The organism is Streptomyces sp. NPDC003077 (assembly GCF_040611095.1).
Taxonomy (GTDB): domain Bacteria; phylum Actinomycetota; class Actinomycetes; order Streptomycetales; family Streptomycetaceae; genus Streptomyces.
This window is the reverse complement of the sequence record NZ_JBEXNM010000003.1, coordinates 190621-209285: the sequence shown is the minus strand read 5'-3', so window position 1 is coordinate 209285 and position 18665 is coordinate 190621. Positions and strand designations below refer to the sequence as shown.

Below are 18665 nucleotides of genomic sequence, written 5' to 3'. Positions count from 1 at the left end.
CGTGCGGTCCTGGACGCCCCCTGGACGCCCCCTTCTGGAAGAGCACCGGCATGGACGGCGTCACCGTGACCGACCGCCGTCCTGGGGCGTCCTGCGCGCCCTCGGCGGCGGCACCGCACCGGACAACCCCGGCCCCGGCAATCTGTGAACCCACCCCGGCTACCGCCCACCGCCCACGGAGGTCACCCGGCACCGCGCCCCTGAGCGCGCCCCCGGGCGGCGCCCTTCGAAGACGGAGCCCCGCGGTCGTGCCGCGTCAGCGGGACGGGTAGCGGCCGGGCGACCCGGCAGGACGGGCCGGAGAAGGCTGCCGGGTGGCCGTGACCGTGAAGTAGTCCAGCAGTCCCAGTTCGTAGGCCCGCAGGAAGTTGCGCGGCCAGGTCGGGGCGGGGCGCAGGCCGGAGAGCCAGCGGTCCAGGCCCGGCCATACCGACGCGCCGATCGAGGTGACCCGTACGGCGGTCAGGCCCGCGCCTTCCAGGGCGTCGGTCAGGTGCCCGATCGGGTGGGCGACGTCGAGCCCGGAGGCGAAACTGGCCAGCATCCCGGCCAGTCGCGCGGCGGGGTCCGGTCGGCCGTCGGGGACGAAGAAACTCGTCACCACCGCCCGGCCGCCCGGCCGCAGCACCCGCGCCGCTTCCCGGGCGAACGCCGGCAGGTCACGGAAATGCTGCGCGGCCTCGACGGTGTAGAGCCCGTCGAACTCCCCGTTCGCGAACGGCATCCGCTCGGCGGCGCCGGGCGCGAAGCGCAGCCGGGGTGGCCGCGCGGCCAGCAGGGCGGCGTTGCTCCGGCGGGCCCGCTCCAGTTGCTGCGGGTGGATGTCCATGCCGGTGACCTCGCGGAAGCCGAACTCCTCAGCCGCCAGCGCGCACCCGAGCCCCAGGCCGCAGCCGACCTCCAGCACCCGGCCACCGGACGGCTCCCCCGGGGCTCCCAGGGCTTCCGGGGCTTCCGGCTCCAGTAGGGCTCCCGAGCCTCCCGGCTCCCCTAGGGCTTCCGGCTCCCCCAGGGTTCCCAGAACGTGGCGGTACAGCTCCCGCTGGCTGTGGACGCGGTCCGCGACCGTCAGCGGCCGGTCCAGGTCGATGCCCTCCCAGCGGCCGAAATTGATGAATCCTCCGGCGAACGTGGGCAACGAGCTCAGGTCCCCGGGCCCGTACCAGGTGTGGACCTCGTCGTGCATCGTCTTCGGCGTCATGAACACCTTCCTGGTGGATCGGCCCCCGCGCGTTCCGGAACCGCGCGTCCGCACCGATCGGTTCGTCCCCGGTTCCGGGACACCGGACACCCCACATCGCAGAAAATGTCTCTGAATCACCCGTATTCGCGCAGGGCTGCTGGAGCTTCAGGCGGCTCGCCCGCGTACGAGACGGCTGTCTCTCCCGGCGCGTCGCGGCGGCCATCGAACCGTAATCAGCCTCAGGTCCCATGACTCCTTCGTTCGGTTGATGTGCGCATTCCAAGGTGATTTGTCGGGGAATCATCACGCACGGCCGACCTGGGCCGTCATCCGACCTGGGTCGGCGTCCAACCCGGCTTGCCCGGCTTGGCACCCATCCCGGGTTGGCATCGCTCCGGACCACCGACAGCCACAGGCGTCGGCACTCAGACATCCGGATGTCTCCGGCATTCGATCGATTCCAAGGAGAGACATGACCGCAATCAGGCCAGCGCACCGCAAGGCCGTCAGGACTGTCATCGTCGGCGCGTTCGCGGCCCTCTTGGTAGCCGCCGCACCGGCGGCCCTCGCCACCGCCGCACCGCACGACGCACCGGCGACGCGGGCGGGCGAGGTCATCGCGTGCGCCCGGGTGTCCGGGGAGTCGTCCAGCGTCTTCGGGCAACAGTGCAACACCCAGCACTGGGGTCCGCTGTCCGACTTCGTGATCACCGGCCAGGGGGCCAAGGCCGCCTACCGCTGCCGGTCCGGCTGGGCCGAAGGCTCCCTGTGGGTCAAGGGCGACAACTGCCAGCAGGTTTCACAGACCTGACCGCTCTGCCGGCCGAGGACGCTCACGGCGTGCCGATCTGCCCATCGCGGGTCGGCACGCCGACACGTGTTCGCATCGGTGCGCGTGTCGGGGAAAGCGGGTCCCGGCACCCGCTGCCCGTCACCCGTAACGCGAACGCTCGCCCGTCGTTCGTCGCCAACTCGCTCGTCACCAGTCACCAGTCACCAGTCACCAGTCACCAGTCACCAGTCGTTCGTCGCCCGTCGTTGGCGGTCGGTCTGCACCACGACCAAAGTCCCGGCCACCCCTCCGGCCCGCGCCACCCACCGCCCGGTTCAGCCTCCAGGGGCCGGGGCCGCGTCGGGCGCGGACGCCGGAGTTCTCGCCCACAGGAACAGGTTGTTGCGCGGTGTCTGTTGCGATGCGGCGGGCTCGGGGCGGACCTGCACGTCTTCGACCCGCAGGCCGGCCAGTCGGCCGTACCGGTGGACGTCCTCACTGAGGCAGCGCAGCGGGCGGTAGGTCCGTTGCATGAACGGTTCGTCCTTGGTGCCGGAGAACTCCGGCACGGCCACCAGCACGGTGCCGCCGGGGCGGGTGTGGGCCGCGAGCCGGCGCAGGCCGTCGACGAAGCGGGGTTCGGGCAGGTTGACGAGGCAGAACAGGGACACGACGGCGTCGTACGTCCCGAGGTCGGTGTCGTCGGCGAAGAGGTCGGCCAGGACGAAGCGCCCCTGGGGCACCTGCCGCCGTGCGTGGGACAGCATGACCTCGGAGACGTCGATGCCGGTGACGTCCAGGCCCGCGGCACACAGTTGCTCGGCGGTGGGCCGCCCGGTCGCGCACCCCACGTCCAGGACGCGCGCGCCGGGGCCCAGGCGGCGCGCGAGGTGCTCCACGGCGTCGATCTGGTCCTGTTTCCGGTCGGCGAAGGCGTGCTCGTACTTCATGCCGAGGTAGTCGAAGAAGCGGGCGACCTCGACGCTTTCCGGGGAGATCACCACAGGACCGGGAGCCTTTCCGGGACGCGCTTGATGTTGCCCGTGCGCCAGGAGAGCTGGTCGACGGGCAGTGCCAGGCGCAGCCCTGGCAGCCGCTCGACGAGGACGGCAAGCGCTTCGGCCGCGTGGACGCGGGAGATCGCGGAGGCGGGGCAGAAGTGGCGGCCGGCCCCGAAGGACAGGTGCGGGTTGGGCGCGCGGTCGAGGTCGAACCGCTCGGGGTCGGGGAACTGTTCCGGGTCGAAGTTGGCGCCCTCCACACAGACGAGGACGAGTTCCCCGGCCCGCACCAGGATGTCGCCGACCTGGACGTCGGCCCGGGCGATGCGCGGCAGCCCGTCGCCGATCGACAGGGTGCAGCGCATCAGCTCCTCCACCGCCTGCGGCATCGCCTCGGGGTGTTCCCGCAGGTGGTCCATCGCCTCCGGGTGCCGGACCAGGGTCAGCACGGCGTGCAACAGGAACACGTAGGTACTCATGGCACCGGCCCCGAACAGGGAGGTGACCGTGGCGGCGATCATCTCGTCGGTCAGGCCGCCGCCGTCGCGCCGCGGATCGTCCCGCAGCTCGCACAGCCGCCGGATCAGGCCGCGCTGGGTGTCCCGGTCGGCGCGCACCTGCCGGAGGACGAAGGCGTAGTCCTTGTCCCAGTTGGCGGTGCAGCCCTCGTACACCACGGGACTGGTGACGAAGCCCAGGTCCAGGCCCGACATCAGCCGCAGCCCCTCCTGGTACGGCAGGCCGAGCACCTCGCAGACCAGGGCGGCGGAGTACGGCTCGGCGAACCGCTCCCGCAGATCCACCGGCGGGCCCTCCTCCACCATGGCGTCGACCAGTTCGTGCGCCCGCCGGGACATCCACTCCGCGGACGCCGGCCCGGTCCGGGGCCCGAAGGCGCGCAGCACCTCCTGGTGGAGCCCGGCGCTGTTGACGTTGCCCATGGTGTTGACGACCTCCGGCGGGATCGTCAGGGCGTACTGGCGCGGCATGTCGGGGGCCGCGGTGTCGCGCAGGCTGAACCGCTCGTCCTCCAGGACCTGCCGGGCCGGCGCGTAGCCGGTGACCAGCCAGGCGTCGTCGCCGGTGAGCGTCCGGATGCGGGCGACCGGGCTCTCCCGGCGCAGCCACGCGCACTCCTCGGGCACGACGTCGCCCCGCCGGGACAGCGGCCACCGCACCGGCGCGTAGGGGACGACGTCGGGTTCGGGAACGGGTGTCGTGGAGGTCATGGACGGTGTGAAGGTCATGGCGTCTGCTTTCTTCTGCGGCCTCTCGGCCCTACGGGGGATCAGTCGCGGCAGGCGACGATGGCGTAGCCCTGGGTGTCGGCCGGGCGCAGCCCCGCCGGGCGCTCGCCGAACAGCAGCCGGCCCAGCGCGAGAACGGTGTGGTAGCAGTGGACGGACGAGGCGACGCCCAGGATGTGCGGGGTGTCGACGAAGAACGGCAGCTCCGCGTCGACGTAATCCAGCGCCGCCCGCACCTGCGCGGGAGCGGGCGAGGCGCCGGGCCGCAGCCGTTTGGCGAGGAACTGGTGGGCCATGCCGTCCCGGACGGAGCGCAGTTCCGCGTCGGTCCGCAGGGCGGCCCGCGCCCGTTCCCGCACCTCCCGGTATCCGGGCTGGTCGAGGAAGGCGGACAGTGGCCGCACCCGTACCCTCCCGGCGGCCGGGCCGATGTCCTCAAGGGCGCCCTCGATGCGTCGGCGTACCCCGCGGAGCTGCTTGGTCGCGCTCTTGCGGGCCGCCGGGCGCTCGTAACCGAAGGCCTCCAGCGTCGCCTCCAAGGCGACATCGGCGTGCACGAGATCCACGACGCCAAAGCGTTCTGCCGCCCACGCCATCGCCCTGGCCAGACGCCGTCGGCTGAAATAGCTGTTGCCCGTACTCACTCCGAACAGCGCGTGATCCCCCCGCTGAAGAATGCCGGGGCTGTGTGTCCCGAAAGGGAGGACGTCCACACCGTGCTCGGTCAGGGGCGGCAGCCCGCTGGGGGGAACCATGGCTCCTCGCAGTCACCTCTACGAACGTGCGTTGCAGATATCCCACGATGGGTGACGTAAATATCAACAATGCCCTGGATGGAGTGATGTCGGGTAATTGCCGAAAGGGGACTCGGGCTGTCCTCGCCTGGTACGAGCCTCTCCCGGCCTGATACGGGCCACTCCCGGCCTGGTACGGGCCTCTCCCGAAGACGCCCCTGGTACCGCCCCCCTGGTACCGCTCCCTGCCGAGGCCGCGCGCCGCGTCCGGCCGCCGTTCATCCGGCTTACCGAGGATCACCCGGCCGGTCGAGGGCGGGGGCGGGGGCGGGGGCGGGGGCCCGGAGGGCGCGGCGTGGCGCGGTGCGGCGCGGTTCGGCCCGGCTGCCGGGCGGCTGGGGCGGAAGGCTGGGGCTGGACGGCGGACGGCTGGGGCTGGAGGGCGGACGGCTGGGGCCCGCCCGGTGCGAGCCGGGCCGACCCGGGCGCGGCTACCGCAGAACGAGCCGCCCGTGGAAATCCTGCGGCACGGGTGCGAAACGGCAGGCCATGGTGACCGTCTCGGCGTCCGGCACGGTGAGGCAGTAGCGGGTGCTCATCAGGTGGCACAGCGCCATCAGTTGGACGGTGCCGAGGTCGGCGCCGACGCACCGTTTGGGGGCCCAGCCGAACGGTACGTACGAGCCCCGGCCGGCGGGGCCGTGCGGCGCGCCGGGCAGGAAGCGGTCGGGGTCGAAGGTGTCGGCGTCGCGCCAGAACCGTTGATCGCGATGGATCATGTGGGGGCTCAGGAGGTAGCCGCACCCTTCCTCCAGCCTGGTGGCGCCCAGGTCGAACGTGCCGCGCGAGCGGCGCATGAGCAGCAGCGGCGGGCTCCACATCCGCAGCACCTCTTTGACGAAGCGGTGCGTGAGCGGTGCCGCTTTGACCGGGGCGGCGCGGAACTCCTCCACGTCCACGGCGCGCAGTTCGGCGGCCACCCGGTCCGCCCACTCCGGACGGCGGACGAGTTCGTAGAGCACGCTCGCCACCGCCGATCCGGGCGGGCCGCCGATCGCGGTGAGGACCGTGGTGACCACGTCCAGCGCGCGGTCCATGCCGAGCTCCGGCAGCAGGTCCACGAAGGGGTCCGCGAGGTCGTTCTCGCGCGGCCGGCGGCCCGAGGCGCGCTGCCGCAGGACCCGCCGCACGACGAACCCGGCCCGCATCTGCACGGCGGCGAAGTGCAGGCGGTGGCGCAGCCCGCCGCCGGGGTGGCGGTCGATCAGCCGCATCAGTTTCTGGTCGAGGTCCTGGGCGATCCAGGAGGTCTCGCGGGGGGTGAGGCCCGCGAGGGCGACGGGCAGCAGGGACAGCACGGAGACGTCCTGCGCGAGCAGGACCAGATCGACGTCGTCGCCGAGGCGCGCGTCGATGATCCGTTCCATGCGGGTGATCAGGGCCGCGTGGTGCTCGGCGGTGGCGAGGGCGTGCAGTTGGGTGAGCCACTCCGTGCGGACGCGGGTCCACGGCACCTCCGCGCTGCGGCGCCGCCGGACGGTGTCGAGGAAGCGGTCGGGCATGACGAAGCCGTGCCAGTTCTCGGCGCTGATCCGGCGGGCCGCGTCCGGCTCGAAGACGGCCAGCAGGTCGTCCTCGATCCAGAAGATCCCGCCCTCGGCCGCGCTGCGCTCCCGCAGGTGGTGCAGGAAGTCGGTGGGGTGGTCCGGTGTGGTCATGGCGTCGCCCCTCACGCCGTGTGTCGCCGCTTACGCCGCGTGTCGCGCCTCACGCCGTGCGGGGAGCCGGCCGTGGCGGGCGGCTCCCCGGCCGGACGGTTTAAATGTGGTGGTAGAGGTACCAGAAGTTGTGCAGCCCGCCGTAGCTGGCCCGGATGTTGAGGGCCGACTTCGCGGAACGGTAGATCTTCCTCATGCTGTTCACCCTTCACCTCCCTTCGGCGTATCGGTGCGCCGCGTCAGCCGCACGGTGAACCGTGGCGGAGCCAGCGCGGGGCCGACCTGCGGGGCGTACCCCTCGCCGCCGACCGACAGGTGCCAGTCGCGGGTGAGGACCCGCACCAGGTCCTGGAGGAGCGTCATGGTCACGGTCGCGCCCGCGCAGGTGTGGGGCCCGTACCCGAACGGCAGGAACGCCGGGTCGTGAACGGGCTCCGCCCACCGGGACGGCACGAACGCGTCCGGCCGGTCCCAGTGGCGCGGATGACGGTGGACGAGGTACGAACACACCGCGATCTCGTCCTGCGGGCCGACCGTGACCCCGGCCAGGTCGTGCACGGCGTTCGGCGAACGGGCGAAGAGCCAGGCGACCGGCCACAGCCGCAGCGCCTCCCGGACGATCCGCTCCGGCTCCTCGTCCTCGGTGCCGGGGTGCGTGCCCACGAGGTAGAGCGACCAGCCGAGGGCGAAGCCGATCGAGCCGACGGTGGCGAAGAGGAAGGAGAGGTAGACCTCGGCGAGTTCGGCCGGATCCGCCGCCGGGCCGCCGCCGGTGACGACCACGTCGAGCAGGTCGCGCGGCGCACCGTCCGTACCGGCCGCGCGGCGCGCCCGGATCTCCGCGATCAGGGCGCGCATGACGGTGTGGCGGAACAGCAGCCGCGCGAGCGCCGTGTGCCGGTCGCGCGCGCCCGCCCGTACCGCGCGGTCGATGACGCCGTCGACGGCCAGACGCAGCCGCGCCGACGTGTCAGGGCACAGCAGCGTCTCGCCGAGGTGTTCGCGGACGAGCAGGTTGCCCGCGTCCGGCCAGTCGCTCACCGGTACCAGCCGGTCCCCGACCAGGCGCGGCAGGTCGGCCCGGGTGGCGTCGAAGCGGCGGCGCAGCAGCTCGCGGGCGTTGCGGCCGATCTCCCGTTGCGCGGTCCGGGGGCCGAAGACCCCGTAGCGGGTGTGGAAGAAGTCGGACGTCTCGACGAACAGGCCCCGGCTGTTGCCCATGACCTCGCGCGCCGCCTCCGGCCCCGTCACGAACAGGCGCCCCGACGCGGAGCGCCACACGTCCCGATCGGCGTCGAACTCCGCCTCCAGACACCCCAGCGGGTCACGGCGCCACGCCGCCTCGGCGCGCGACCGGTGCCGCCGCCCGCGCCGCGCCGTCGCGTCGAGGCGCGGCTGAAGCGGATGGGGAGGCAGGGGCGGCCGTTCGTCCGGCGCTGTGACGCCTGCGCGCGGCCGGGGCGGCCGTTCGTCCATGCCGCCGGCCGACGCCCCCATGGTCGTTCCTCCCCCGTACCTAACCGGTCCGGGCCCCGCCCACAGCGCGTTCTCCCGCGCGTGCCTCCGCGGCCCCGGATCGATGAGGCCAGCGTCCCCCCGCCCCCGCCCGCTGTCACGCCTCGACCCCGGACAGCGGCCTGATCGGGGCCGCGCCTGTCGCCTCACAGGTCCAGCTCTCTCGCCCCCGCCCCGCCCGCACGGCGCGGCCCCGCGGGACGGTGTCCTTTCCTGCGGCGCGAGGAAACCTCGGCCTCGCCCCGATGGCGTAGGGGATTCCGCTCCCCCGCGCGGGTCAGGCGGGCGGCAGGGGCCTGGCTGGTCGAGCACGGGGGACGGGCGGGGGGCCTGGCTGGTCGAGCACTCGGGAGGGTGGAGGTCGCACCGGGCCTCCGTCTCGCCGGGCGCCCCGCCTGTCGGTCGGTGACGAGCCCGGCGGACCGTGGAGTTCGGCACCGGGCTGCCCCCGCCACAGCCCCCGGCCGTCGGTCGGTGACGGGCCCACTAGCGCCCACCCAGCACCGCTGCCGGGCGCGTCACTCCTCGGCGATGTCGACGGTGACCTCCGAAGTCGGCCGACTGACGCATGCCAGGACGTGGCCGTCGGCTCGCTGACGCACGCCAGGACATAGCCGTCGGCTCGCTGACGCACGCCAGGACATAGCCGTCGGCTCGCTGTCGCTGCGTCAGGCAGTTCGGTCGGCTCGTCCGCACCTGTCCGGCGCGGAGGCGGACCAGGCATTCGCCCCAGTTGCCGACGGTGCGGGAGTACGGCATCGGCGGCCCCGCCTCCGGCCCGGCGCCGAGCAGCGTCTCGCCGGGTGGGATGACGGCGGTGGGGTGGGATGACGGCGGTGCCGAGGAACGCTCCGTCCTCCTCGACGGTCGTCGCTCTCGAAACCGATCGGCCGGTTGGGAGCCCGCCCCGACTCCGAGGTCTCCCGACGGACCCGGCCAGGAACGGCTACGGCCACCGGGCGATCATCGGGGTCGTCGCGTGGGCTTCCGAAGGTCGTGCGGTGGCCGCCCTCGGCCGGTCACCGGCATCGACGCACGGCATCCCGGTTCCCGGAGATGAAGACAGACGCCGGGAATCGATGGCTCACAACACTCCAAGTGCCGCCTTTTCAGGGGAGGGCGTGATACGCCCTCCAGAGACTCGCCAGGTCTTCCCGCGAGCAGCCGAGTTGCTCGGCCTGCCTGATGACGGCCGGCATATCGTTCCGCATTCCCGCGTCCGCCAGAATGTACGCGAGCGCGACGGCCGACCACGCGTCTCCGGCCTTTATACCGGCGCGCAGCTCGACCTGCGCTTCCAGCAACCGGCCCGTGTCCTCCAAGAGATTGGCGAGATTCAGGTGGGCGTTGACCTCGCCGTGGTCGATCGTCAATCGGTACTGGATTTCCGCCTCTCCGTAACGCCCTTCGTCCACGAGCCAGTTGGCGAAGAAGAAGTGCGCGTCACCGTCCCATTCGACGGCCTGGCGAAACATCTCCTCGGCGCTCAGCTCGGGATGGCGGTCACCGAATTTCACCAGGTACCGGGCACAGGTGAGGGAGGCCCCCTCCCGGTCATGCCGCATGGCCTCCCGCACGTGCTTCCAGGCGGACTCGCCGTCTCCCAGCTCGGTCTCGACCTGCGCGAGGAAAGGCAGGATGGTGGCATGTCCGGCGGCCAGGCTTTCGCGGAGCCAGGGCAATGCCTCGGTGTACCGCTCCTGATCCTGATACAGCTTGCCCAGGTTGCCGTATGCCAGCGTGTCACCGGAATGAGCGGCCTGGAGCAGCAGGCGTTCGGCGCCCTCGCTCCGGTCGTCCAGCATCGACAGAAAGACGCCGTAGTCGTTCAACGCGCCGTCGATTCCCTCTTCGACGGCGACGCGATACCAGGTTTCCGCCTCCTTCTCGTAGTCCTCGTCGCCGCTGACGCCGAGGATGTCGGCGAGGGCGAGAGCCACTTCCTTTCCTCCGGCGGCGGCACAGGAGCGTAATATCCCGACCGCCTCCTCTTCCCTGTGGTCGTCCACGAGCATGTCGGCGAGTTGCAGTGCGGCCTTGCCGTCACCATTGGCGGCGGCTTTTCGCAGTCGGTTTCTTGTCACTCCACACACTCCACCCATTCCTTACAAGAGACCACACGGGACACCGCAGGGGACAGCAAGGAACCACGCACCCCCAGCCGGATCACACACCCCCAGCCGGACGACGCGTCGCCCCAACGCAGCGCCATGACGCGGCCGGACCCCGTCACCTCAGAGCCGAACCCCGTCACCTCAGCAGGGACCGCCAGCGGTCGGCCGACTCCACCATGTCCGAGATGACCCGCTCCAAGAACGTCCCCGCCCTGGCCAGCCGTTGCCCCACGGGGCTGTCGGGTCCGAGCGTCTGTGCCGCCGCCATCGCGGCCCGGGCCGACGCGAGGGTCTGCCGCCCGCTGATCACGATCGAGTGGTACCAGGCGTCGTCGTCGACGACGTACACGTCCCGACGCCGCCGCGGATCGCGCTCGCGCCGGACATACCCGTGCTCGACCAGGAAGTTCACGGCCACCGAGACGGAGGCCGGGCTGACCTTCAGCCTGCGGGTCAGCTCGGCCGCGGTGCGCCTGCCGTTCGCGGACAGCAGCAGGTCGACGTGCACGCGCGCCGTCATCCTCGGCAGTCCCGACATCACCGCCAGTTCGACGATCTCGTCTTCCATCGCGCTGCCCGGCGTACCGGCCGCGCGTGGGGGCGCCGGTGTGCCGCGCCGCGCCCGTTGGACCGTGGCCTGGTGTGCCCGCCTGGGCCGGTAGCGGGCGGGGCCGCCGTTGCGTGCGATCTCCCGGCTGATCGTCGAGGTCGGCCGGTCGAGCCGCCTGGCGATCTCGGCGTAGGAAAGTCCCTCGGTGAGTCCAGTCGCGATGCGCTGGCGGTCCTGTTGGGTCAACCGTCCTCCTGGCATGCCGTCAGTATTGCCTTCACCGCCATTCATTGCAACGCGACATTGCATTTGAGCGCAGCGTCATTGCACCGATTTACCGCAACTGACCAGCAGTTATGGGCTTTAGACGATTGACGCGATCCTGAACGCAACGTAGCTTTCAAGCAGAACCGAACGCGTAATATCGTGAGATGAGGAAGCGACCATGAGTGAGTCCGTCCACACCGTCCCGGCCCTCCCCGCGACGCGCCCGTCCGGCTGCCCCTTCAACCCGCCGGCAGAGCTCCTCGACGCCCACCGGCACGGCTCCATCAGCCACTACATCCACCCCGGCGGGAAACCCGGATGGATGATCACCGGCTTCGACCTGGTCAGGTCGGTCCTGGCCGACCCGCGGTTCAGCTCGCGCAAGGAGCTCATGAACGTGGTCGACTTCGAGATTCCCCCGGCGCCGCCCGGCGAGTTCGTCCTCATGGACGACCCCCAGCACCGGCGCTACCGGAAGCCGCTGATGGGCAAGTTCACCGTGCGGCGGATGCGTCTGCTCACCGAGCGCGTCGAGCAGGTCACCGCCGACTGCCTGGACGCCATGGAGAAGACCGGGCCGCCGACGGACCTGGTGACCGCGTTCGCCCGGCCCATCCCCGCCATCATCATCTGCGAGCTGCTGGGAGTGCCGTACGAGGACCGCGGCTCGTTCCAGGAGCAGGTCGACTCGTTCATGAGCGGGGAGACGAGCGACGAGGACCTGATAGCGGCCTACACCGGGGTCCAGAACTACCTCGCGGAGCTGGTGGCCGCCAAGCGCGCGAACCCCACCGACGACGTGCTCAGCGAACTCACCGACAGCGACCTGACCGACGAGGAGCTGAAGGGCATCAGCCTGGTCCTGCTGGCGGCCGGGCTCGACACCACCACGAACATGCTGGCGCTGGGCACCTTCGCACTGCTGCAGAACCCGGAGCAGCTCGCCACGCTGCGTGCCGAACCCGCGCTCGCCGACCGTGCCGTGGAGGAGCTGCTGCGGTACCTGAGCGTCGCCAAGCAGTTCTGGAGGACGGCGCTGGAGGACGTCGAGCTGGGCGGCCAGACCATCAAGGCCGGCACGACGGTCGCCCTGTCGTTGCACGCCGCCAACCACGACCCCGCGCGCTTCCCCGACCCCCACGCGCTCGACATCCGACGGCAGAACGGCGGGCACCTGGCCTTCGGCCACGGCATCCACCAGTGCCTGGGCCAGCAACTGGCCCGCGTCGAGATGCGGGTCGCGTTCACCGCACTCCTCAGCCGCTTCCCGACGCTGCGCCTGGCCGTACCGGCCGAAGAGGTCGCCCTGCGCCCGGAGAGCGCGGACATCTTCGGGGTCAAGAGCCTCCCGGTCACCTGGGACGTGTGAACGCGCATCGGTGACGTGCGGTCGCCGGCGATCCGGCCGCTCAACGGCCGCTCAGCCGGCGACCCGTTCCGCTCAACGGCCGCTCAGGCCTCCGTGTCGCCGACGCCGCTGGTGTCACCGACGCCACCGACGCCACCGACGCCACCGACATCGTCCGCCGAGGGGGCGGAGGGAGGATGACGCACCCCTCCCGGCGACCGCGAGAAGGCCGACGGCGGGAGGCCGGGCCCGCCGAGCACCCGACCGCACAGCCTCAAATCCCTCTTGAGGCGCGCCAGTTGACGTACTTAGCGTGCCTCCATGCGAATGCGCAGACGAGGAAAGTTCGCGGGCGGGCTGGCTGCCGGAATCCTGGCGCTGACGGCGTGTGCCGACGGTGGTGGGAACGACGAGGACAAGCAGCCGCCGAACCGTCCGTCACGCCCGTCCGGGTCACCGAGCCCGGCCGCCCCGCCGCCCGCGAAGCCGCAGGAGGTGCGGGCGGACGGGGCCGAACTGCTCCACCGGGAGCGGGGCACCGGCAGCGCGCAGAATCCGGCCTTCTCCCCCGACGGGAAATCCCTGCTGTTCACGGCCTTCCACGGCGGCTACAACGAGGGCGCCGCCGCACTGCGCGTACTGCCGCTGGAAGGGCGGACCGGCCGCCCCCGTGACTTGCTGGACGAGGACGACCAGGCGGCGGTGAACCTGCCCGGTTCGAGCTGGCGGCCGTCGGCGGGGGTGGCGTTCGCCTCCGACCGGGCGGGACGGGACGAGATCTGGGTGCTCACGCCGGGCGGCCGACCGCTTCGGGTGACCGATCACGAGGGGGATTCGGGGTATTTGGAGCCGAGCTTCTCGCCCGACGGGGAGTGGATCGTCTTCCAGGAGAGCGTGCAGCGGGAGGACCCGGACGCGCGGGCGGCGCTCGCGGACCGTACGGCGCTCGGTTCCCTGTGGAAGGTCAGGCGGGACGGCACGGAGCAGGTACGGCTGGTCGACGGGCCCGCCGGCCGTACGGACAACCGTGAACCCAACTGGTCGCCGCGCGGCGACCGGCTCGTCTTCCAGCGGCGGGAACTCGGCAGCGAAACCTGGGCGCTGTACGTGATGAACGCCGACGGCAGCGGCGTCCGCAGGCTGACCACGGTGGAGGGCGAGCACACGGACGCGAGCTGGTCGCCGGACGGCAGGTCGGTGGTCTTCTCCTCCACCTCGGGCGGGCTCGACCTGCCGAAGATCTTCGTCCTGCCGGTGGACGGGGGCGGCGCGCCGGTGCGGGTGACGCGCGAACGCGGTACGTACGACGGGGCGCCGAGCTGGTCGCCCGACGGCCGCTGGATCGCCTTCGAGTCGCACCCGGGGAGCGCGGACCGGCCGACGGCTTTGTGGCGGGTCCCGGCACCGGGGGTGCACGCGGCCCCCACCGGGCGGCCTGCCCGGGAGCAGCGCTCTTCCGGAGGCTGAGCGCGGACCGGCCGAGGCTTCGGGACCGCCGTACGCCCGGTGCCGGTCACAGTCCGAGATACGGCCACCCTCCCGGACCGCTACTCCGCCCCCACCCGCACGATCATCTTGCCGCTGTTGGCGCCGCCCAGCATGCCGAGGAACGCGTCCACCGCGCCTTCGAAGCCGTCTACCACCGTCTGCGCGTCCACGACGCGGCCCGCCTGGAGGTGGGGGACGAGGAAGTCCTCCAGTTCGCTCTGCGCGTCGCGGTGGTTGCGGACGAGGACGCCCTCCAGGCGCAGGCTCTTCTCGACGATGTCGTAGAGGTTGCGGGGCGCGGCGGGCGGCTGGGCGCTGTTGTACTGCGCGATCGCGCCGATCCAGGCGATCCGGCCGAATTCGCGGAGTCCTTGGATGGCGCCTTCCAGGTGGTCGCCGCCCACGTTGTCGAGGTAGACGTCGATGCCGTCCGGGGCCGCCTTGGCCAGGAGGTCGCCGACCGGGCCGTCGTGGTAGTCGAAGGCCGCGTCGAAGCCCCACTCCTCGGTCAGGCGCCGGACCTTGGCCGGCGAACCGGCGCTGCCGACGACGCGGCCCGCGCCCAGCAGCCGGGCGAACTGGCCCGCCGCGGTGCCCACGCCGCCCGCCGCCGCGGAGATGAAGACGCTCTCGCCTGGTTGGAGGCGCGCCGTGCGGGTGAGCGCGACGTAGGCGGTCAGGCCCGTGCCGCCGAGGACGCCGAGGTAGGAGCGCGCGGGCACGCCCCGGTGGTCGGGCAGCACGCGGACCTCGTCCGGCGTCACAAGGGCATGGGTGCGCCACCCCTTGCGATGGAAGACGAGGGCTCCTTCAGGCAGGCCCGGCGCGCGGGAGGCGACGACGCGGCCGACCGAGCGGCCCTCCAGCGGCGCGCGCAGCTCCCAGCCGGTGTCCATCAGTTCCCTCATGTACGGGTCGACGGAGAGGTAGAGGTTCTCCACCAGTGCCTGGCCCGGGGCGGGGTCCGGGACGGTCTCCTCGACGTAGGCGAAGTCCGCGGCGGTCGGGAAGCCGTCGGGGCGGGAGATCTGGTGGACGAGGCGGGCGGCCGTGCCGGGCACGTGGACTCCTGGGTGGGAAGGGAGGGGTGGGAAGGGAGGGGTGCGGGTGCGGCGGTATGCGGGTGATCACCGGCCGCGGTATTCACCGTAGAGAGCGGTCGTCGCCGTGGGCAGGGGCTTCCATCGATGGAAGCGGGCTTTCCATGAATCTCGCTCATGGAATACTTGCGCCGCATGAGCGACCTCGCCCTCCATGAGCTGCGCATCCTGATCGCCGTCGAGCGGGAGCGCGGCTTCACCGCGGCGGCGGTGAACCTGGGCATGACCCAGTCCGCCGTCTCCCACGCCGTACGGACCTGCGAACGCAAGCTCGGCGCCGTGCTCTTCGACCGGGGACGGCACGGCGCCCGCCCGACCGCCGCGGGCACCCGGGCGGTCGCCTACGCGCGGCGGATCGTCCGGCTGATGGAGACGATGGGGAACGAGGTGCGCGGCGCGGACGACGGCGTGCTCGCCGGCCCGCTGCGCATCGCGGCGTTCCGCAGCGCCGCGGCCCACCTGCTGCCCACCGTGCTGGAGCGGCTGACGGGCCGGCACCCGGGCCTGGCACCCGAGGTGCGGATCGTACGGGAGATCGACCGGGGCACCGCGGGGGAGGTCGCCGACGGGCGGGCCGATCTCGGCATCGCCACGCTGGACGCGTCGGGCCCGCCGCCCGGCCTCGTCGGCGCCCGGCTCTTCGAGGAGCCGTACGCGCTGGCGCATCCGGTGGGCCCCGCCCACGTCGATCCGCGGACGCTGCCGTTGATCGACTGGGACGAGAACTGCGGCTCCTACACCCGGGACTGGTGGTCCGGCCAGGACTGGATCCCACCGGCCACGATCCGGGTCGAGGACGACACCGTGGTGCTGTCGATGATCGCCCGCGGCATGGGCATGTCGATCATGCCCATGCTGACGCTGGCCGGCGCGCCCGCCGGTATCGCCGTCACCCCGCTGGCACCGGAACCGCCCCGGCGCGGCGTCGGCTACGTGACCACGCCCGAGGCCGCCGAATCGGCGGCGGTGCGGGCACTGATCCGCGAACTCCGGTCGGCCGCCCCCGCGTGGACCGGCGCCGAACAGGCCGTGCGCTGACCCGCTGTGCGGCCCTTCCCGAGCCGCGGCACAGGGGGGAGCCGCATCGGTTGACGGGTCGGGAAGCCCGGTTGACGGGTCGGCAGACCCGGTTGGTGGGTCGGGGAGCCCGGTTGACGGGTCGGGAAGCCCGTCTGTCGGTCCGTGTTCAGGGTGAGACGGTGGTCCGACCGTTGTCGGCGTGAGCCCGAATCGTGTGACGGCACAAGTGACGGACGACGTCGTGGAGGCTGCCGCGGCGGGCGTAGGCGGTGCGTTGACGTTCGGCACCGCCACCGTGGGTGGTCAGGCGGTCCGTCGCGGCCGTGACCGTCGCCCAGTCGCCGTGCCGCTCCAGGGCGGGGCGCAACCGGTGGGCCAGCTCCCGGGCCAGACGGCCGGTGGGAATCAGGCGGCCGGTTTCCGGGTGCGGAATGTGGCCGCTCAAGCCGTCCCGCGCGGCTCGCCAGTAGGCGGCGCGCAGCAGGCCGTCGCACAGTGCCGGTCCGGGGTCGCCGCGCCGCACACGGGCATGGGCGGTGTGGACCATCGCACGGACCAGAGCGGAGAAGGCCGCCGCGTCGCGGGGATCGGTGGTGGCGTCCATCAGCCGGATTTCGATGGTGGGCAGGTGCGCGCTGGGACGTACGTCCCAGAACAAGGTGCCCGCGTCGACGGTGGCCCCGGTTTCGTGCAGCGCCGCCGCCAGGGCATCGTAGGCGTCGGCGCCCGCGAGGTAGGGCGGCGGCCCGGCCTGCGGCCACTGGGCGGCGACGACGGTGCGCCAACTGGCGTAGCCCGTGTCGCGGTGCCGCCAGAAGGGCGAATTGGCGGCGATGGCGACCAGCAGGGGCAGCCAGGGGCGCAGATGGTTGCCGACGAGGATGGCGTGCTCGCGGTCGGGCAGGTGCACGTGGACGTGGAGGGCGGACAGCGCGAAGTCGTCGGCCATGGCTCGGTAGGCGAGCGTGCCGAGGCGGTACCGGGGGTCGTCCCGGACGGGTACCGGGCCGCCGGGTTCGATGACCGGCGTACCCGAAGCGACGATGCGCAGGCCCTCCTCGCGTGCCGCCGCCGCCAGATGCGTGCGGACACGGAGCAGATGCCCTTCGACCTCGCCCGGAGTGGCACACGGTGGTGTCTTGCCTTCGACCTGGTACTCGGTGAACTCCCCCGAGACCAGATCACCCAGCGCCTCCCGAGCCCGCCGGACGACGCGGGAACCGGCCGCGACCACGGCACCGCTGTCCGGATCCACGAGGAAGAACTCCTCCTCCACGCCGAGCGTCGAGACCTCACCCGACGAGGCCGCATCCGACGAGACCGCATCCGACGAAACCTCGTCCGTCGACCGCCCACCCGACGAGGCCCCACCCATCGACACCTCGCCCATCGACCCCCGATCCGCCGACCCCCCATCCGTCGCCACCTCACCGCCGATGGACATCACAGGAGAGCTGCCTCCCTTTTCTGCCGGTCGGATGCTGTCGGTCGGGATCTCCGGTCGGTTTCTGCCGGTCGGATTGTCCGTCGGTTTCTGCCGGTCGGTTTCTGCCGGTCGGATGAGCCCGTGTTCTCTCCGTCGGACGGGGCCGTGCGGGCGGGGCTTCGTCGGTAGTGTCCGCCGCCGCGGGGAGACCGGCCCGCCGGGCTGCTCCACTCGGGTGGGCAATCCCGCGTCGCAGGTGGCGGGGCGGGCGAGCCCGCGCGGCGTGGGGGATGGTGGTCGCGGCAGAACCCGGGACGGCGCGGGCAGGGGTCGGTTGTGACGAGCGTGCGGCAGCAGGTGCCCTGGTGGCATGAGGACGGCGGATTCTTCGGCGACCTGTACCGGGAAGCCGACCACTCCTTGCACACGTTCTTCGCCGGCGATCGCGGCAACGACGCCCGCACCGAGCAGGAGGCGTCCGGCGTCATCCGGCTGTGCGGACTGAGCCCCGGGGACCGCGTACTGGACTGCCCCTGCGGTTACGGGCGCCACAGCGTCGCGCTGGCCCGGCACGGCCTGCGGGTGACCGGGGTGGACATCAACCGCCGGTTCCTGCGGACCGCCCGGTCGGCCGGTCGGGGGTGCTCCTCGCTGGACTTCCGGCACGCCGACATGCGTGACCTGCCGCCGCTGGAGCCCATGGACGCCGTGGTCAACCTCTTCTACTCCTTCGGGTTCTTCTCACCCGAGGAGGACTTGGAGGTCCTGCGTGGTTTCGTCCGCTGTCTCAAGCCAGGCGGTCGTTTCCTGATGCACACCATGGTCACCGTTCCCGCTCTGCTCACCGGCCGCATCCCGGCCGAGGAGACCCGGCCGCTGGCAGGCGGAGGGACGCTGACCATCCGCCGTCGCCTGAACGAGGGGACGATGCGCGAGGAGGGGCAGTGGACGCTCACCGACGCCGGCGGCCACCAGCGCACCACCACCCCCTACGACGTGCGGATCTATCACGCCGAGGAGTTCGCCGCCTTGTGCCGGACGGCCGGCTTCACCGATGCGCGCTCGTACGGGGGCTGGGACGACACGCTTCCCTACCACGACGACTCGCCCTTCCTGATCGTCCTCGCCACTCGCTGAACCCACCTCGACGGTTCGCTCGCCTGCCGTCGCCACCACGCCACA

The 18665-nt window shown here is 72.1% G+C and carries 16 protein-coding genes; 5 read left to right on the top strand and 11 right to left on the bottom strand.

What is annotated here, in order from left to right:
• Window positions 1-256: 256 nt before the first annotated feature.
• Window positions 257-1201, bottom strand: coding sequence for a class I SAM-dependent methyltransferase (locus ABZX96_RS03695; RefSeq protein ID WP_355537215.1), 945 nt, complete (start codon window positions 1199-1201; stop codon window positions 257-259).
• Window positions 1202-1655: 454 nt separating this feature from the next.
• Here ABZX96_RS03695 and ABZX96_RS03690 point away from each other — a divergent pair, with 454 nt between their 5' ends.
• Complete coding sequence (locus ABZX96_RS03690; protein ID WP_355537212.1) at window positions 1656-1994, top strand: hypothetical protein; 339 nt, start codon at window positions 1656-1658, stop codon at window positions 1992-1994.
• A 296-nt stretch (window positions 1995-2290) separates the two neighbouring features.
• Here ABZX96_RS03690 and ABZX96_RS03685 read toward each other — a convergent pair whose 3' ends face one another.
• From ABZX96_RS03685 to ABZX96_RS03650, 8 genes are all read right to left on the bottom strand, one after another.
• Window positions 2291-2956, bottom strand: coding sequence for a class I SAM-dependent methyltransferase (locus ABZX96_RS03685; protein WP_355537209.1), 666 nt, complete (start codon window positions 2954-2956; stop codon window positions 2291-2293).
• Window positions 2953-4203 carry a cytochrome P450 gene (locus ABZX96_RS03680; protein WP_355537206.1) on the bottom strand — a complete coding sequence of 417 codons (1251 nt, stop codon included), beginning with the start codon at window positions 4201-4203 and terminating at the stop codon, window positions 2953-2955. The genes ABZX96_RS03685 and ABZX96_RS03680 overlap by 4 nt, the downstream gene beginning before the upstream one ends.
• Window positions 4204-4244: 41 nt before the next feature.
• Window positions 4245-4958, bottom strand: coding sequence for a tRNA-dependent cyclodipeptide synthase (locus tag ABZX96_RS03675; protein WP_355537203.1), 714 nt, complete (start codon window positions 4956-4958; stop codon window positions 4245-4247).
• 470 nt (window positions 4959-5428) lie between these two features.
• Window positions 5429-6655 (bottom strand): cytochrome P450, encoded by a 1227-nt coding sequence (locus ABZX96_RS03670; RefSeq protein ID WP_355537200.1) that lies wholly within the window; start codon window positions 6653-6655, stop codon window positions 5429-5431.
• Between the two features lie 201 nt (window positions 6656-6856).
• Complete coding sequence (locus ABZX96_RS03665; protein ID WP_355537197.1) at window positions 6857-8152, bottom strand: cytochrome P450; 1296 nt, start codon at window positions 8150-8152, stop codon at window positions 6857-6859.
• 504 nt (window positions 8153-8656) lie between these two features.
• Window positions 8657-8929 carry a 2Fe-2S iron-sulfur cluster binding domain-containing protein gene (locus ABZX96_RS03660; RefSeq protein WP_355537194.1) on the bottom strand — a complete coding sequence of 91 codons (273 nt, stop codon included), beginning with the start codon at window positions 8927-8929 and terminating at the stop codon, window positions 8657-8659.
• Window positions 8930-9279: 350 nt separating this feature from the next.
• Complete coding sequence (locus ABZX96_RS03655; protein ID WP_355537191.1) at window positions 9280-10254, bottom strand: tetratricopeptide repeat protein; 975 nt, start codon at window positions 10252-10254, stop codon at window positions 9280-9282.
• A 166-nt stretch (window positions 10255-10420) separates the two neighbouring features.
• Window positions 10421-11080, bottom strand: a complete 660-nt coding sequence (locus tag ABZX96_RS03650) for a helix-turn-helix domain-containing protein (RefSeq protein ID WP_355537188.1) — start codon at window positions 11078-11080, stop codon at window positions 10421-10423.
• 199 nt (window positions 11081-11279) lie between these two features.
• Between ABZX96_RS03650 and ABZX96_RS03645 the strand changes: the two genes are divergently transcribed.
• Together ABZX96_RS03645 and ABZX96_RS03640 are read left to right on the top strand one after the other, a co-directional pair.
• Entirely contained in the window at window positions 11280-12470 is a 1191-nt protein-coding gene (locus ABZX96_RS03645; RefSeq protein ID WP_355537185.1) for a cytochrome P450, read from the top strand.
• A gap of 300 nt (window positions 12471-12770) precedes the next feature.
• Complete coding sequence (locus tag ABZX96_RS03640) at window positions 12771-13916, top strand: hypothetical protein (RefSeq protein ID WP_355537182.1); 1146 nt, start codon at window positions 12771-12773, stop codon at window positions 13914-13916.
• A gap of 80 nt (window positions 13917-13996) precedes the next feature.
• On the opposite strand, the gene ABZX96_RS03635 is transcribed toward ABZX96_RS03640, so the two are convergent.
• Window positions 13997-14998 carry an NADP-dependent oxidoreductase gene (locus ABZX96_RS03635; RefSeq protein ID WP_355537179.1) on the bottom strand — a complete coding sequence of 334 codons (1002 nt, stop codon included), beginning with the start codon at window positions 14996-14998 and terminating at the stop codon, window positions 13997-13999.
• A gap of 174 nt (window positions 14999-15172) precedes the next feature.
• Between ABZX96_RS03635 and ABZX96_RS03630 the strand changes: the two genes are divergently transcribed.
• Window positions 15173-16075 carry a LysR family transcriptional regulator gene (locus ABZX96_RS03630; RefSeq protein ID WP_355537176.1) on the top strand — a complete coding sequence of 301 codons (903 nt, stop codon included), beginning with the start codon at window positions 15173-15175 and terminating at the stop codon, window positions 16073-16075.
• Between the two features lie 148 nt (window positions 16076-16223).
• Here ABZX96_RS03630 and ABZX96_RS03625 read toward each other — a convergent pair whose 3' ends face one another.
• A complete protein-coding gene (locus ABZX96_RS03625; protein WP_355537173.1) occupies window positions 16224-17501 on the bottom strand; it encodes a glutamate--cysteine ligase in 1278 nt (425 codons plus the stop codon).
• Between the two features lie 318 nt (window positions 17502-17819).
• Here ABZX96_RS03625 and ABZX96_RS03620 point away from each other — a divergent pair, with 318 nt between their 5' ends.
• Window positions 17820-18620 carry a methyltransferase domain-containing protein gene (locus ABZX96_RS03620; RefSeq protein WP_355537170.1) on the top strand — a complete coding sequence of 267 codons (801 nt, stop codon included), beginning with the start codon at window positions 17820-17822 and terminating at the stop codon, window positions 18618-18620.
• Window positions 18621-18665: the final 45 nt, after the last annotated feature.

Bases quoted from the DNA above. Each gene is read 5' to 3' on its own strand.
- ABZX96_RS03660 (WP_355537194.1), bottom strand. From the start codon at position 8,929: ATGCCGTACTCCCGCACCGTCGGCAACTGGGGCGAATGCCTGGTCCGC.
- ABZX96_RS03645 (WP_355537185.1), top strand. From the start codon at position 11,280: ATGAGTGAGTCCGTCCACACCGTCCCGGCCCTCCCCGCGACGCGCCCG.
- ABZX96_RS03675 (WP_355537203.1), bottom strand. From the start codon at position 4,958: ATGGTTCCCCCCAGCGGGCTGCCGCCCCTGACCGAGCACGGTGTGGAC.
- ABZX96_RS03670 (WP_355537200.1), bottom strand. From the start codon at position 6,655: ATGACCACACCGGACCACCCCACCGACTTCCTGCACCACCTGCGGGAG.
- ABZX96_RS03690 (WP_355537212.1), top strand. From the start codon at position 1,656: ATGACCGCAATCAGGCCAGCGCACCGCAAGGCCGTCAGGACTGTCATC.
- ABZX96_RS03630 (WP_355537176.1), top strand. From the start codon at position 15,173: ATGAGCGACCTCGCCCTCCATGAGCTGCGCATCCTGATCGCCGTCGAG.
- ABZX96_RS03695 (WP_355537215.1), bottom strand. From the start codon at position 1,201: ATGACGCCGAAGACGATGCACGACGAGGTCCACACCTGGTACGGGCCC.
- ABZX96_RS03625 (WP_355537173.1), bottom strand. From the start codon at position 17,501: ATGTCCATCGGCGGTGAGGTGGCGACGGATGGGGGGTCGGCGGATCGG.
- ABZX96_RS03640 (WP_355537182.1), top strand. From the start codon at position 12,771: ATGCGAATGCGCAGACGAGGAAAGTTCGCGGGCGGGCTGGCTGCCGGA.
- ABZX96_RS03665 (WP_355537197.1), bottom strand. From the start codon at position 8,152: ATGGGGGCGTCGGCCGGCGGCATGGACGAACGGCCGCCCCGGCCGCGC.
- ABZX96_RS03680 (WP_355537206.1), bottom strand. From the start codon at position 4,203: ATGACCTTCACACCGTCCATGACCTCCACGACACCCGTTCCCGAACCC.